Raw genomic sequence first — 13,382 nt, 5'->3', positions numbered from 1 at the left:
CCCCGGCTCGGCTCGGCTCGGTTCAGCGGGCCAGCATATCCGGCAGCAGCGGCGAGAAGATCACGACGAAAGCCAGCACATTCAGGGCCACCGTGCCCCAGAACGCCTGCCGAAAACCGGCCTTCTTGGTTTTGTGCCGCAGCACCTGCTGCGCCACGATCGCGCCCGGCCAGCCGCCGGCGAATCCGAGCAGCAGCAGGGTGTTCTCCGGCACCCGCCAGCGCGCAGCGACCGCTGCGGTCTTGTCCATGGCGTAGGCGACGAAGCAGGCGAGGCTGACGGCCAGGTAGAACGCGGCCACCCAGATCGAGACCGGTCGGTAGGCGTCGACGACGAGGTAGATCGACGTGAAGGCGACGATGGCGAGGTAGGCGACGGCTCCCGAACCGGTGCGGGCGGGCATCCGTCGCCGCGTGCCGGTCTGCCTCGTGCGTGGGGACTGCCGCCTGGGCTTGGTCTGTCTCATCTGTGTCTCCTCGCGGCAGCAGCTCAGTCGAGGAAGTCGCGAACGACGGTGTCGAGGGCCGCGACCGTCAACGCGATCGAGCCGATGTCGATGCGCTCGTCGTTGCCGTGGAACAGCTGCCGGAAGGTGCCGTAGTCCCAGTGCCGGCCGAGCAGCGCGAAACCGTAGGCAGGGACGCCGCGGCGGCGGTAGAACCGCGCATCGGAGCCGCCGACGCTGAGCACCGGGAGCAGGTCGGCGTCGGGGTAGGCCCGGCGCACGGCCTTGCCGAGCGAGTGGAACAGCGGCGTGTCGACCGCGGACCGGGTGGCCGCGGCGAATTCGTCGCCCTCGATCGTGACCTCGTCGGCCAGGTCGCCGAGCGCCTCCCGCAGGTAGGCGTCGACGTCGGCGGCTGACAGGTCGGGCAGCACCCGGATATCGAGGGTGATCGTGGCGAGCGCGGGGATGACGTTGTCCTTCACCCCGGCCCGCACGATGTTGGGCGAGATGGTGGTGTGGGTGGATGCGTGCGCGAACCCGGCCAGGCTGCCGAGCTCGTTCAGGGCGCCGTCGATCCGGTGCGGGTCGAGCAGGCGCGCGGCAAGGTCGGGTTCCAGGTCGAGGGCCTGCACATATCGGCGCCAGTCGGCGGTGATCTGCACCGGGGCGCGGTAGCGGGCCAAGCGCCCCACGGCATCCGCCGCGATCACCGCGGCGTTGCGCGCGCCCCACGGGGCCGACCCATGGCCGGGGGTGCCGCGCACGGAAAGGCGCCGCCCGGCGATACCTTTTTCGCCGACGGCCGTCGAGATCAGCGGCCGCGGCCCGACCATGGCCCCGCCGGACTCGGTGAGCACGGCGTCCGCGTCGATCAGATCGAGCCGGTGCTCGGTGAGCCATTCCACGCCGAAGTGGCTGCCGTCTTCCTCGTCGGCAACCGCGGCGAAGATGAGGTCGCCACGCGGCCGGAACGGTCCGGTCGCAATGGCCCGGGTGACGACCGCGTAACTGGCGGTCAGGTAGAGCATGTCGAGGGCGCCGCGTCCCCAGATCTCGCCGTCGATGATCTCGGCGCCGAAGGGGTCGCGGCTCCAGCCGCCGTCGTCGACCGGCACCACGTCGAGGTGGCCGACCAGGGCGAGCGTGGGCGCCGTGGGATCGGTGCCCCGGATTCGAGCGATCAAGGAGGCGCGGCCCGGATGCGGTTCGACCACCTCGAGGTCGAGTCCCGACCCGGCGAAGAACCCCTCGAGCGTGCGCACGCTGCGAATCTCGCCGCCCGAATCGGGAGTGCCGTCGTTGACGCAGGCGTTGCGGATGAGGTCGCGCAGCAGGTCCACCGTCTGGCGGGTCAGGGCTTCATGGTCGCTCATGCGCACGCTGGACGGAGATGGTGCGCGACAGTCGATTCCATGGTGGCGGCCAGTCCTTTTGTAAAGTGCCTGAACTCTACCGGGTGAGATCGGCCGCGGCGCACGCCTGGGCGGCGGCCGCCCGGGAAACCGCGTAGCGGATGTGAACCCGGAGCGGTGAGCCGACGGGAATCTTCGGATGCTGGAACTCGGCGGTCGCGGTCATCCCGAGTCGTTCCATCACGGCCCGCGACGGTTCGTTGATGACCGCCGTGATCGCCTGCACCTGTTCGAGATCGAGCCGCCCAAAAGCGACATCGAGGGCCGCCCGGGCGGCTTCGGTGGCGTAGCCCTGGCCCCAGAAGGAGCGGGCCAGCCGCCAGCCGACCTCGAGCCCGCCGGGTCCGGGGATGAACGCGGGCACGGGAGCGAGCCCGGTGAAGCCGATGAAGTCGCCCGTCGACTGTTTCTCGAGCGCCCAGAGTCCGTAGCCGTGCGTCTCGAAGAGCCGGTCGGCCCGGCCGGCGAGCTCGTCGCTCTGGGTCCGGGTCAGCCGAGACGGGAAGTACCGCATCACCTCCGGGTCCTCCCCCATCGCGGCGAACGGCGCCAGGTCTGACTCACGCCAACGGCGCAGCAGGAGGCGGGCGGTGCGGGTCTCGAGCGGCATCCGTCCAGACTAGTGACCCGGACCCCTGCGGGTGGTCAGGGAATCCAGTTGAACTGGTCCGGGTCGGGGCCGGTGCGCTCGTCGCGGTTCAACGCTGTGATCGCAGCCAGGTCGTCGGCAGTCAATTCGAAGTCGAAGAGCGCGAAGTTCTCCTCGACCCGGCTGCGGGTGACGGACTTCGGGAACACGATGTCGCCACGCTGCAGGTGCCAGCGCAGGGTGACCTGAGCGGCAGAGCGGCCCAGGCGGCCGGCGATGGCCGTGATCACGGGGTCGCCGAGCACCCTGCCCTGTGCGATGGGCGACCACGCTTCGGTCACGATGCCGTGCTGCGTGTTGAACGCGCGCACGTTGTCCTGGGTCAGGTACGGGTGCACCTCGATCTGGTTGATGGCCGGCACTGTGCCGGTCTCGTCGAGGAGACGCCGCAGGTGCTGCGGCTGGAAGTTGGAGACGCCGATGGTCTTCACCCGCCCGGAGGCGTGCATCTCCTCCAACGCCTTCCAGGTCTCGACGAAGTCTCCGACGGCCGGCAGCGGCCAGTGGATCAGGAAGAGGTCGAGGTAGTCGAAGCCGAGGGTCTCGAGCGTCTGCTCGAAGGCGGCCAGGGCATCAGTTCGGGAGTGGAAGCCGTTGTTGAGCTTGCTCGTGACGAAGACGTCAGTCCGATCCAGGCCGGATTCGCGCACGGCCTCGCCGACGCCCTGCTCGTTGCCGTACATCTCGGCGGTGTCGATGTGGCGGTAGCCCACCTCGAGGGCGGCGAGCGTCGACCGCCTGGTGTCGGCCGGCTCAATCTGGTACACGCCGAACCCGAGCTGCGGGATCGTCTCTCCGTTGTTGAGGGTGATGCGGGGAATGGATGTCGTCGGTGCTGCGGTCATGTCGTAGAGCTCCTTTTGTCGACGAGGCGCACGGAGAAGACTGCGCGCCCCACCCTGACCTAAACGGCGCACGGTGAAGCGAATTCCCGTTCAGGGCCGATCGACAGGCTCGAGACCCGGCGGGCGCCGGCGAGGTGCTCGACGACCTCGACCTGACCATCAGGGGTGTCGTCGATGATCTGCAGCCCGCGGCAGATGCCCAGCCAGCCAGCCAGCCAGCCGGCCGCCGTGACAGCGGGCAACAGTGATACTCCTGCCTGGGCGGTGGACGGGCCTGTGTCGCCGTCCTATGCTCGACCTGGGAACGCCCGAGTGTCGATGGTGGTGTGAGGATGGGGTCCATGCGGTCACGGTGGTTGATTCCGGTCGCGGTTGCGGCGGTTCTGAGCTTTGCGATGTCCAGCGCGTCGGCGCCCACGGCTGCTTGGGCGCAAAACCCGGTCGACTTCGGCGCCAGCCACATCGTCGACACGGTCGACGCCGTCACCGCCCGCGCCGACGAGGTCACGGCCGCGTTCGACGAGCTCTATTCCGAGACCGGAGCCGACCTCTTCGTGGCCTATGTCGACAGTTTCACCGGGGTCGAGGACCGCGAGCAGTGGGCCGACCAGACGGCTGACAACAACGGCCTCGGCACCAACGACGTGCTGCTGGCCGTAGCGACGGATGACCGCCAGTACCAACTTTCCGTGGCCCCCGACTCTGCCCTGACGGATGCCCAGCTCCAGGAGATCGAGACCGTCGCCATCGAGCCGGCTCTGCGCCAGAACGACTGGGCCGGCGCCGCGATCGCCGCAGCCGAGGGTTTCTCCGCGGCTCTGCGGGGCGAGCCGGTCTCGGCCGGCGAGATCACCCCCGGGGACGAAAGCCCCGGCGGCGGTGCCGGCGGGTTTCTCATCGTCGTGTTCGTGATCATCGCCGTGCTGGTGCTTCTGGTCGCCGGAGCGGTCATCCTGCTCGCCCGACGCGGGCGGGGGCGTGCCCTGCCAGCCGGAGCCGGAGCGCCGACCGGGCTACAGTCCCTGCCGACGCCCGAGCTCAAGCGGCGCGCCTCGAGTACCCTCGTGCAGACCGACGACGCGATCCGTTCCAGTGAGCAGGAGCTCGGCTTCGCGATCGCCCAGTACGGCACGGAGGTCACCACCGCCTTCCGGGCCGCGCTCGAAACGGCGCAGAAGCAGCTCAGCCAGGCGTTCACCCTGCAGCAGAAGCTCGACGACGCCGAACCCGACTCCGAAGAGCAGGCGCGCGCCTGGCACGTCGCGATCATCGACCTCTGCAGCCAGGCCAACCTCACCCTCGATGCGCAGGCCGACGACTTCGACGAACTGCGCCAGCTGGAGAAGAACGCGCCTGAGGTCGCCGCTGCCGTGTCCCAGGGCGCCGAGGCCGTGCGGGCCCGGCTCGCCGGCAGCGAGGAGAGCCTGGCGGCCCTGGCCGCCCGGTACACCGACGTGGCGCTCGGCACGGTTGCCGACAACCCGGCCGAGGCCCGCGAGCGTCTCGCCTTCACGGAGACCGCTCTGGCCCGGGCCACCACCCGGCTGGGTGCCGGCGATACGGCGGCCGCGGCCGTGGACATCCGTGCGGCCGAGGTATCGGTCGACCAGGCGCGGTTGCTCCTGGACGCCGTGGACCGCCTGGGCACCGACCTCGCCGGCGCGACCCGGCAGATGGCGGCCACGGTCGCCGAGCTGCAGACCGATCTGGTGACCGCGCGCGGCCTGCCCACGTCGACCGAGGCCGCCGCCGCGTTGCCGGGAGTGATCAGCCAGACCGAACAGACCCTCGCCGAGGTGTGCGCTCGTTCCGCGGCCGGCCGGATCAACCCGCTCGAGGTGATGGCCATGCTCGACGCCGCCAACACCGCGATGGATGCCGCGCTGCAGGGCGTGCGGGACGCCGAGGCGCACGTCCAGCGCGCCCGGGCCACCCTCAACCAGAACCTGCTCGCCGCGCGCGGGCAGGTGTCGGCCGCGGAAGACTTCATCAGCGCCCGGCGCGGGGCGGTGGGCGCGGAGGCGCGCACCCGGGTCGCCGAGGCCGGCAGGGTTCTCGTGGAGGCCGAATCGCTGGCCGCCACCGACCCGGGTGCCGCTCTCGCCGCCTCGCAACGGGCCAACTCCCTGGCCGCGGCCTCCATCGCCGGCGCCCGGAACGACGTCGACGGGTTCGCCGGCCAGGTTCCGGGCGGCCACGGTCCCGGCTACCGAGCCGGCGGTAGCGGCGGGAACGGGGTCATGGGGGCCGTGCTCGGCGGCATCCTGATCAACACAATCCTCTCCGGCGGCGGGGGTGGCGGGGGTGGCATGTTCAGTGGCGGTGGCGGCGGCCGGCGCGGCGGCGGCTTCGGCATGCCCGGCGGCTTCGGCGGTGCCGGTTCCCGCTCACGCCGGGGCGGGGGCGGGCGGTTCTAGAAACCGGCGCCGTCGCAGCCGTTTCAGCCGTTTCAGCCGTCGCAGCCGTCGCAGCCTGCACGGCGGTCCACACGTCTTGACCAGCACAAACCGACACACTGGAGGTCAGCCGATGCTCCGGAACTCGAAAGGACACCGCACAATGACGAAACAGTCCATCTTTGGCCGTATCTCCCAGTTGGCGAAAGCGAACATCAACGCGCTTCTGGACTCCGCCGAGGACCCGCAGAAGATGCTCGACCAGATGGTTCGCGACTACACCAACAGCATCGCCGACGCGGAGAGCGCGATCGCCGAGACGATCGGCAATCTGCGCCTGCTCGAGGACGACTACCGGGAAGACGTCGAGGCCGCGACCGAGTGGGGTGGCAAGGCCCTGGCCGCGAGCCGCAAGGCCGACCAGCTGCGCACCGCCGGAAACGCGGCCGACGCCGACCGTTTCGACAACCTCGCCAAGGTCGCCCTCGGCCGTCAGATGCAGTCGGAGAAAGAGGCGAAGCTGGCCGAGCCTCAGATTGCCTCGCAGACGGCCGTCGTGGCCCAGCTCAAGGACGGCCTCAACAAGATGAAGGAGAAGCTGAACCAGCTCTCCGCCAAGCGCAGCGAACTGATCGCCCGGTCGAAGACCGCCGAGGCGCAGACCAAGGTGATGGATGCCGTCAAGAGCATCGACCTGATGGACCCCACCAGCGAGGTCAGCCGCTTCGAGGACAAGATCCGCCGCGAGGAGGCCCGCGTTCGGGGCGCCAGCGAGCTGGCCGCGTCGAGCCTGGACGCCCAGTTCGAGAGCCTCGAGGACCTCGGCGAGCTCACCGAGGTCGACGCCCGCCTCGCCGCGCTCAAATCCGGCGGCGCCGGCTCCATCACGCAGTAGCCCTCAGCCTCCAGCGCAACCGGGCGCCGACGGGAACATCCCGTCGGCGCCCGGCGTTGTCCCTAGCATGACAACTCTCGGAATCATCGGCGCCGGCAACATCGGCAGTCAGCTCGCACGACTCGGCGTGGCCAACGGATACGACGTGGTCGTGAGCAATTCGCGCGGCCCCGAAACCCTCACTGATCTGATCGGCGAGCTCGGCCCGCACTCCCGCGCCGCGACCCCCGCCGAGGCCGCCGCGGCCGGCGACCTCGTGGTCGTGACCATCCCGCTGAACCAGATCCACACCCTGCCCACGACGGAGCTGGCCGGCAAGCTCGTGATCGATACGAACAACTACTACCCGCAGCGCGACGGCGACATCGCCGCACTCGACGACGAGAGCACCACCACGGCCGAGCTGCTCCGCGATCGCCTGCCGGAGTCCACGATCGTGAAGGCGTTCAACCACATCTATGCCGCCGATCTCACCGAGCACGGTCAGCCGGCCGGGTCCGTCAACCGGCGCGCCCTGGTCATCGCCAGCGACGACGCCTCCGCCGCCGCTACCGTGACCGCACTGCTGGACCGCTTCGGCTACGACACCGTCAACGTCGGCGCGCTCAGCGAGGGCTGGCGCATCCAGCGGGACACCCCCGGCTACGGCCCGCGCTTGAACGCGGCCGAGTTGCGGGACGCGACGGACGCCGCTGCGCGCTACCGCGACCAATAGGCGCTGCGCGTAGATCGGCCCGATCCAGCACGAAAATCCCGCGCGCGGGGAAGCTCTGGGAGCATACTGAAGTATGGCTCCCTCCTTCGTTGTCGTGCCACAGTGGCAGGGTTCGGTTTCTCCGCGCGCGATGCGCCTGAGTGACGGGGCGGAGGCGATCCGAGGTGATCTTCCCTACTCCGTCACCCGTGAAGTGCCGGTGCCGGTCGAGGCCGGCGATTCTCTCGACACCGGCATCGACCGCTTCTCCACCCTGATGATGGTGCGCGAACGCCTCACGGCTGCACTGCACGGCGGCGCTGGCCCGGTGGTCACGATCGGCGGCGACAACGGGGTGTCCCTGGCGGCCGTCGAGCATGCGTCGCGGCAGCATCCTGATGACCTGGCCGTGGTCTGGCTCGACGCCCACCCCGACCTGCACACCCCCGACACCTCACCGTCCGGAGGTTTCACGGGGATGGTGCTGCGCGCCATCACCGGCGAGGGTGCCGACGGCCTGACCCTCGACCCGGGTGAGCGCGTTCCTCTGGAACGCGTCGTGATCGGCGGCGCGCGCGCCATCGACCCGGCCGAGGACGCCCTGATCCAGGACCGCGGAATAGTGAGTCTTCCGGTCGAGGACCTCGACTCTCCCGACGCGCTCGTCGCGGCCCTGCGCGCCACGGGCGTGGGCACCTTCTACCTACACCTCGACCTGGACGTGCTCGACCCGTCGGCGCTGGCCGGCCTGGCCGACCTCTACCCGTTCGGGCTGAGCGTCGACACCCTGAACCGGCTGATCACCGCCCTGCGCGCCGAATTCGAACTGGCCGGCGCCACCATCGCCGGCTTCGCCCCGGCCTCACCGGAGGCCGCCACCGACGACCTGCCGAGCATCCTGCGCATCATCGGCGCGCTGACCCGACCTGCTCAGCCATAGCATGGGACCGACGCGCCAGCGTCACGAGGCCAAGGGAGGCATCCGTGAACGAGCAGCACTCCGTTTCCGATCCGTCGAGGATCATCACCGAGAGGCGCGGGCACGTGCTGCTGATCGGGTTCAACCGTCCGGAGAAGCGCAACGCCGCCGATCTGGCGCTGCTGACGCAGTTGGCCCTCGCCTACGGTGAACTCGACCGCGACCCTGAGCTGCGGGTCGGCCTCGTCTACGCGGTCGGCGACCACTTCACTGCCGGCCTCGACCTGGCCGACATCGGCCCCCGACTTGGCCCCGACGGCCTCGACATGGTGCCGCCCGGCGGCATCCATCCGTGGCAGGTCGACGGGCCAAGCGTGTCCAAGCCCGTGGTGATGGCCGTGCAGGGCACCTGCCTCACTCTCGGCATCGAGCTGATGCTCGCGAGCGACATCTCCGTGGCGTCAGAGTCCACCCGCTTCGGCCAAATCGAGGTGGCGCGCGGCATCCTGCCGTTCGGCGGCGCGACCATCCGCTTCCCGCGCGCGGCCGGCTGGGGCAACGCCATGCGCTGGATGCTCACCGGCGACATGTTCGACGCCCGCGAGGCCCACCGCATCGGGCTCGTGCAGGAGGTCGTGCCGGACGGCACCCAGTTCGAGCGCGCGCTGGAATTGGCCGAGCGGATCGCCGCCCAGGCCCCGCTGGCCGTGCAGGCCACGCTGGCCAACGCCCGCACGGCCGCGCGGGAGGGTGCCGCGGCCGCCGAGGCGGGGCTGCAGCCGGCCCTGGCCCGCCTGGCCGCGACCGAAGATTCCCGCATCGGCATGGAGGCATTCGTCAGCCGCCGGCCGGCTACTTTCGTGGGTCGTTAGGCTGGCATCACCACCTCATTGGAACTACAGCACCACTCATCTGCACCACTGACCAAAGGAGAGACGGATGTCTGCCGCCGCCAGCACCACCCCACCTGACCCTTCCGCCACGAGCTACGACGTCATCGTGATCGGCGCCGGCGCGGCGGGTGAGAACGTCGCCGACCGCACGACGCAGGCAGGCCTCCGCACCGTGATCGTCGAGGCCGAGCTGGTCGGCGGCGAGTGCTCCTACTGGGCCTGCATGCCGTCGAAGGCGCTCCTGCGCAGCGGAGCGGCCCTCGACGCAGCCCGGCGCGTCGGCGGTGCGGCCGAGGCCGTGACCGGCAACCTGGACATCGCGGCCGTTCTGCGCCGCCGCGACTCCTTCACGAGCAATTGGTCCGACGAGGGCCAGGTGCGCTGGCTGGAGAAGACCGGGATCACCCTGGTGCGCGGCCACGCCCGCCTCACCGGCGTGCGGGAAGTGACCGTGACCGCTGACGACGGCACCACGACCGTACTGGTCGCGGCGCACGCCGTGGTCGTCAGCACCGGGTCGGCGGCGCTGCTGCCCGATATTCCCGGTTTGGCAGCCGTGTCGCCGTGGACCAGCCGCGAGGCCACCAGCGCCCCCGGAATCCCGGACAGTCTGGCGATCATCGGCGGCGGCGTGGTCGCCGCCGAGATGGCCACCGCCTACGCCGGGCTCGGCGCCGAGGTCACGATGATCGTTCGGAGCGATTTGCTCGGCGGTCAGGAGCCCTTCGCCGGTGAACTCGTGCTCGCGGCCCTCCGCGGGGCGGGCGTCACCGTGCTGACCGGGGTGTCGACCACCGGGGCGGCCCGCACGGCCGACGGCGATGTGACCCTCACCCTCTCCAACGGCAGCGGGGTCACCGCGACCGAGGTACTCGTGGCCACCGGCCGGGTTCCCCGCAGCGCGGATGTCGGGCTCGAGACCGTGGGCCTCACACCGGGCGACTGGCTCGAGGTCGACGACACCCTGCTGGTGCGGGGCACCGCGCCGGACCTGACCGGGGACTGGCTGTATGCCGTCGGCGACATCAACCACCGGGCCCTCCTCACCCACCAGGGCAAGTACCAGGCCCGCGCGGCCGGTGACGTGATCGCGGCCCGGGCCGCCGGCACGCCCGTCGACGACGCCCCGTGGGGATCGCACGTCGCCACAGCCGACCATGCCGCCGTGCCGCAGGTCACCTTCACCGACCCCGAAGTGGCATCTGTGGGACTGACCCAGGCTGCTGCCGAGAAGGCCGGGTTCCGCACCCGGGTACTGGACTACAACTTGGGCCAGGTGGCCGGGGCATCCGTGCACGCCGACGGCTACACCGGGTCGGCGCGCGCGATCGTGGACCTCGACCGTGAGGTTCTGATCGGGGTCACCTTCGTGGGGCCGGATGTCGCGGAGCTGCTGCACGCGGCGACCATCGCCGTGGTCGGCGAGGTGCCGATCCGCAGGCTGTGGCACGCGGTGCCGAGCTACCCCACCCTGAGCGAGGTCTGGCTGCGGCTGCTCGAGGAGTACGGTCGCCTGTAGCCGCGCTTTCGCCCTCGCGGCGCACCCGGTGGAGGCTGGCGCACTTTCCAACCCGCGCCACCTTCCACCACCTGCCCCGCGCCACCTCCGCCGTGAATCGATCATGGGAAACCCAGGCTTCTATCGTGGGGGCCACCTACGCTGGAAGAGTGCGCCGCATCTTCTTCGACTCCCCCATCAGCCGGGCCGGCTACCTCTACGCCACCACGGTCGGCGTGATCTGGGGTTCCATCTGGAGCACGGGCAAGGTCGAGCGCCGAGGCGGCCTCATCGTTTTTCGCGGGATGCCCTCCTGGGCATTCGGACGCGGCGGAGCCTGTGTCGGCGGCTGCTACCTGACCAGCCAGAACGTGTCGATGGCCATCCTCGAACACGAGGCCGTGCACAAACATCAGTGGCAGCGCTTCGGGATGGTTTTCCCGCTGCTCTACCTGGCGGCCGGCCGCAATCCGCTGCAGAACCGCTTCGAGGTCGAGGCCGGCCTCAAAAAGGGCGGCTATGTCAAATAACCCGGAGGACCCAGAATGACCGCACGCACCATCGTGATCACCGGCGCCAGCGACGGGATCGGCGCCGCCGCCGCCCGCGCCCTCAGCCAGTCCGGCGACCGAGTCGTGATCGTGGGCCGCTCGCCAGCCAAGACCGCCGCGGTCGCCGAGGCACTGGGTGCCGAATTCCTCGTGGCCGACTTCGCCTGCTTCGACGAGGTGCGCGCCCTTGCCGCCGAGCTGCAGGAGCACTATCCGCGCATCGACGTGCTCGCCAACAACGCCGGCGGCATCATGGGCGACCGCGTAACCACCGTTGACGGCTATGAGAAGACCTTCCAGGTCAACCACCTGGCTCCCTTTCTGCTCACCACGCTGTTGATGGACCGACTCGTCGCCAGTCGGGCCCGGGTGATCAACACGTCCAGCGCCGCCAACCAGCTCTTCGGCAAGATCGACCTCGACGATCTGCAGGGCGAGACGAAGTATTCCGCGAACAAGGCGTACGGCGACGGCAAGCTCGCGAACATCCTCTTCACCAGGGAACTCCACCGCCGCTACAGCGACGAGGGACTCACCACTGCAGCCTTCCACCCCGGCGTGGTGGCAACGAGCTTCTCCACCGGGTCGACGACCCTCATGCGCCTCATTTACCAGACTCCGCTCAAACGCCTGCTGCTCGGCGCTGAACAGGGAGCCGACACCCTGGTCTGGCTGGCCACCGCGACGCCGGGCACCGACTGGGCATCGGGCGAGTACTACGAGAAACGTCGCATCCAGAAGGCGAACAAGCAGGCCTACGACTCTCAGCTGGCCGCCGCCCTCTGGGAGCAGAGTTCCACGCTGGTCGCCGCGCACTCGGCGCCTCTGGCCTCCTAGCCGGATCCTCCTGGCCGGAGCCTCCTGGACGAGGCTTCTGCACGAGGCTTCTGCACGAGGCTTCCGGGGCGAGGCTTCCGGGGCGAGGCTTTTTGGGTGAAGCTTCCGGTGTCGAACGAATTCGACGGAGATTTTGCTTCGAAACGGCTTTCTCGCGCTGTTTTGGGCCGATTCGGCCAAAATTCTCCGTCGAATTCGTTCGGGGTTCGGGTCGCGGTGCGGAACTCCAAACGGGAGAAACTCCGGCTGCGCACCGAGCTCGCCACGGCTCCGGTCGATGGGCCTTGCCGCCCTGCGTCCTGCCTCCGCGGGTCAGGGCGGCCAAGCGCGCGCGCGTGGCCAACTCAGGACATCCGTCACCCTCAGTTACCAACCGGTGCGAAGCAGTGCAGGATCAGCCCGGATGTCCGGAGGGCCCGGACGGATCTCCTGAGTTGGCCACACGACGAGCCGGACGTGCCGCGGCACCTGTAGGTTCAGGCGCCCACCCTGAGCTCCCTTGTGGCCGAACCGGTGCAGCTCGGGGCCGGTGAAAGTGGACCGGGTGAATGGGGACGATAGCCAGAGCACGTGAGCAACCTCGACCGCGAATGGCCGGCAGCTCGCGCGGGGGCGGCTGGCGCCGGGCGCATCCGTCGAGGTAAGCATGTCCCACGTGTGAAATGCCTGACCTAACGAGAATCCACCCGTTCACGGTGGCAGATCGGGCCGGTGGCGCGCATGATGGTCTGGGGGCGTCGCGGTCCCCAGTGAATGTCACCGAGTGAATGAACCGAGTGAATGTCACCCAAGTGGAGGAACAGCATGAGCTACGCACACACCGTCACGGTCAATGTCTCGTTCGACGAAGCGGTCCGGATGGCCCGGGAAGCACTGGCCGACCAGGGATTCGGCATACTGACCGAAATCGACATACAGTCCACCTTCGCCGCCAAGCTCGGCCAGGAGGCCGCCGACGCCGTCGGCGACTACCTGATTCTCGGTGCCTGCAATCCCGCCCTGGCCCAGCGGGCCGTGACCGCCGACCCGGGCATCGGCGCCCTGCTCCCCTGCAACGTGGTCGTGCGCCGCCACGCGGGGGCCGGTGAAACCACCGTGGAAGCCCTCGACCCGGCCATCATGGCGCAGCTCAGCACGAAACCGGAGATCGAGCAGGTCTCCATCGAAGCGGATGCCCGGCTGCGCGCAGCCCTCGCCGCCGTGCTCGCCGGCGCAACGCAGTAGCCAACGCGCAGCGCTGGATGCGCAGGTCCACCGGGCGCTGCGCTCCGCTTGCCGCTGACTCAGCTCGCGAGCGCATCGACACGACAACGCCCGACCTCGAAGAGGCCGGGCGTTGTCGTGA

Annotated in this window: 14 protein-coding genes; 9 read left to right on the top strand and 5 right to left on the bottom strand. The window is 69.7% G+C overall.

The window, feature by feature from the left end:
* Nucleotides 1-22: 22 nt before the first annotated feature.
* The 5 genes from E3N86_RS05975 to E3N86_RS05955 all read right to left on the bottom strand — a co-directional run bounded on the left by E3N86_RS05975 (nucleotide 23) and on the right by E3N86_RS05955 (nucleotide 3,596).
* Nucleotides 23-466 carry a DUF1294 domain-containing protein gene (locus tag E3N86_RS05975; RefSeq protein WP_104099680.1) on the bottom strand — a complete coding sequence of 148 codons (444 nt, stop codon included), beginning with the start codon at nucleotides 464-466 and terminating at the stop codon, nucleotides 23-25.
* A 23-nt stretch (nucleotides 467-489) separates the two neighbouring features.
* Nucleotides 490-1,821, bottom strand: coding sequence for a M20/M25/M40 family metallo-hydrolase (locus E3N86_RS05970; RefSeq protein ID WP_134343245.1), 1,332 nt, complete (start codon nucleotides 1,819-1,821; stop codon nucleotides 490-492).
* 76 nt (nucleotides 1,822-1,897) lie between these two features.
* Nucleotides 1,898-2,470, bottom strand: a complete 573-nt coding sequence (locus E3N86_RS05965; RefSeq protein WP_104099679.1) for a GNAT family N-acetyltransferase — start codon at nucleotides 2,468-2,470, stop codon at nucleotides 1,898-1,900.
* A 35-nt stretch (nucleotides 2,471-2,505) separates the two neighbouring features.
* Nucleotides 2,506-3,354 carry an aldo/keto reductase gene (locus E3N86_RS05960; protein WP_134373580.1) on the bottom strand — a complete coding sequence of 283 codons (849 nt, stop codon included), beginning with the start codon at nucleotides 3,352-3,354 and terminating at the stop codon, nucleotides 2,506-2,508.
* Nucleotides 3,355-3,413: 59 nt separating this feature from the next.
* Nucleotides 3,414-3,596 (bottom strand): hypothetical protein, encoded by a 183-nt coding sequence (locus E3N86_RS05955; RefSeq protein WP_134511546.1) that lies wholly within the window; start codon nucleotides 3,594-3,596, stop codon nucleotides 3,414-3,416.
* A 99-nt stretch (nucleotides 3,597-3,695) separates the two neighbouring features.
* Here E3N86_RS05955 and E3N86_RS17700 point away from each other — a divergent pair, with 99 nt between their 5' ends.
* The 9 genes from E3N86_RS17700 to E3N86_RS05910 all read left to right on the top strand — a co-directional run bounded on the left by E3N86_RS17700 (nucleotide 3,696) and on the right by E3N86_RS05910 (nucleotide 13,261).
* Nucleotides 3,696-5,771: a TPM domain-containing protein gene (locus E3N86_RS17700; protein WP_134373582.1), complete on the top strand. Its 2,076-nt coding sequence runs from the start codon at nucleotides 3,696-3,698 to the stop codon at nucleotides 5,769-5,771.
* Between the two features lie 142 nt (nucleotides 5,772-5,913).
* Entirely contained in the window at nucleotides 5,914-6,645 is a 732-nt protein-coding gene (locus E3N86_RS05945; protein ID WP_104194097.1) for a PspA/IM30 family protein, read from the top strand.
* A gap of 67 nt (nucleotides 6,646-6,712) precedes the next feature.
* Complete coding sequence (locus E3N86_RS05940; RefSeq protein WP_134343250.1) at nucleotides 6,713-7,360, top strand: NADPH-dependent F420 reductase; 648 nt, start codon at nucleotides 6,713-6,715, stop codon at nucleotides 7,358-7,360.
* Between the two features lie 73 nt (nucleotides 7,361-7,433).
* Entirely contained in the window at nucleotides 7,434-8,279 is an 846-nt protein-coding gene (locus tag E3N86_RS05935; protein ID WP_134511545.1) for an arginase family protein, read from the top strand.
* A gap of 44 nt (nucleotides 8,280-8,323) precedes the next feature.
* Nucleotides 8,324-9,130 carry a crotonase/enoyl-CoA hydratase family protein gene (locus tag E3N86_RS05930; RefSeq protein WP_233191189.1) on the top strand — a complete coding sequence of 269 codons (807 nt, stop codon included), beginning with the start codon at nucleotides 8,324-8,326 and terminating at the stop codon, nucleotides 9,128-9,130.
* 67 nt (nucleotides 9,131-9,197) lie between these two features.
* Nucleotides 9,198-10,670, top strand: a complete 1,473-nt coding sequence (locus E3N86_RS05925; RefSeq protein ID WP_134511544.1) for an NAD(P)/FAD-dependent oxidoreductase — start codon at nucleotides 9,198-9,200, stop codon at nucleotides 10,668-10,670.
* Nucleotides 10,671-10,819: 149 nt separating this feature from the next.
* Nucleotides 10,820-11,179 (top strand): Fe-S oxidoreductase, encoded by a 360-nt coding sequence (locus tag E3N86_RS05920; RefSeq protein ID WP_370295334.1) that lies wholly within the window; start codon nucleotides 10,820-10,822, stop codon nucleotides 11,177-11,179.
* A 15-nt stretch (nucleotides 11,180-11,194) separates the two neighbouring features.
* Nucleotides 11,195-12,037, top strand: a complete 843-nt coding sequence (locus E3N86_RS05915; protein ID WP_134511542.1) for an SDR family NAD(P)-dependent oxidoreductase — start codon at nucleotides 11,195-11,197, stop codon at nucleotides 12,035-12,037.
* Nucleotides 12,038-12,841: 804 nt separating this feature from the next.
* Nucleotides 12,842-13,261, top strand: a complete 420-nt coding sequence (locus E3N86_RS05910; protein ID WP_104099150.1) for a DUF302 domain-containing protein — start codon at nucleotides 12,842-12,844, stop codon at nucleotides 13,259-13,261.
* Nucleotides 13,262-13,382: the final 121 nt, after the last annotated feature.

The organism is Cryobacterium sp. Hz7, from assembly GCF_004402815.1.
GTDB lineage: Bacteria > Actinomycetota > Actinomycetes > Actinomycetales > Microbacteriaceae > Cryobacterium > Cryobacterium sandaracinum.
The sequence above is the reverse complement of the archived record's forward strand: the minus strand, read 5'-3'. Positions and strand labels throughout refer to the sequence as shown.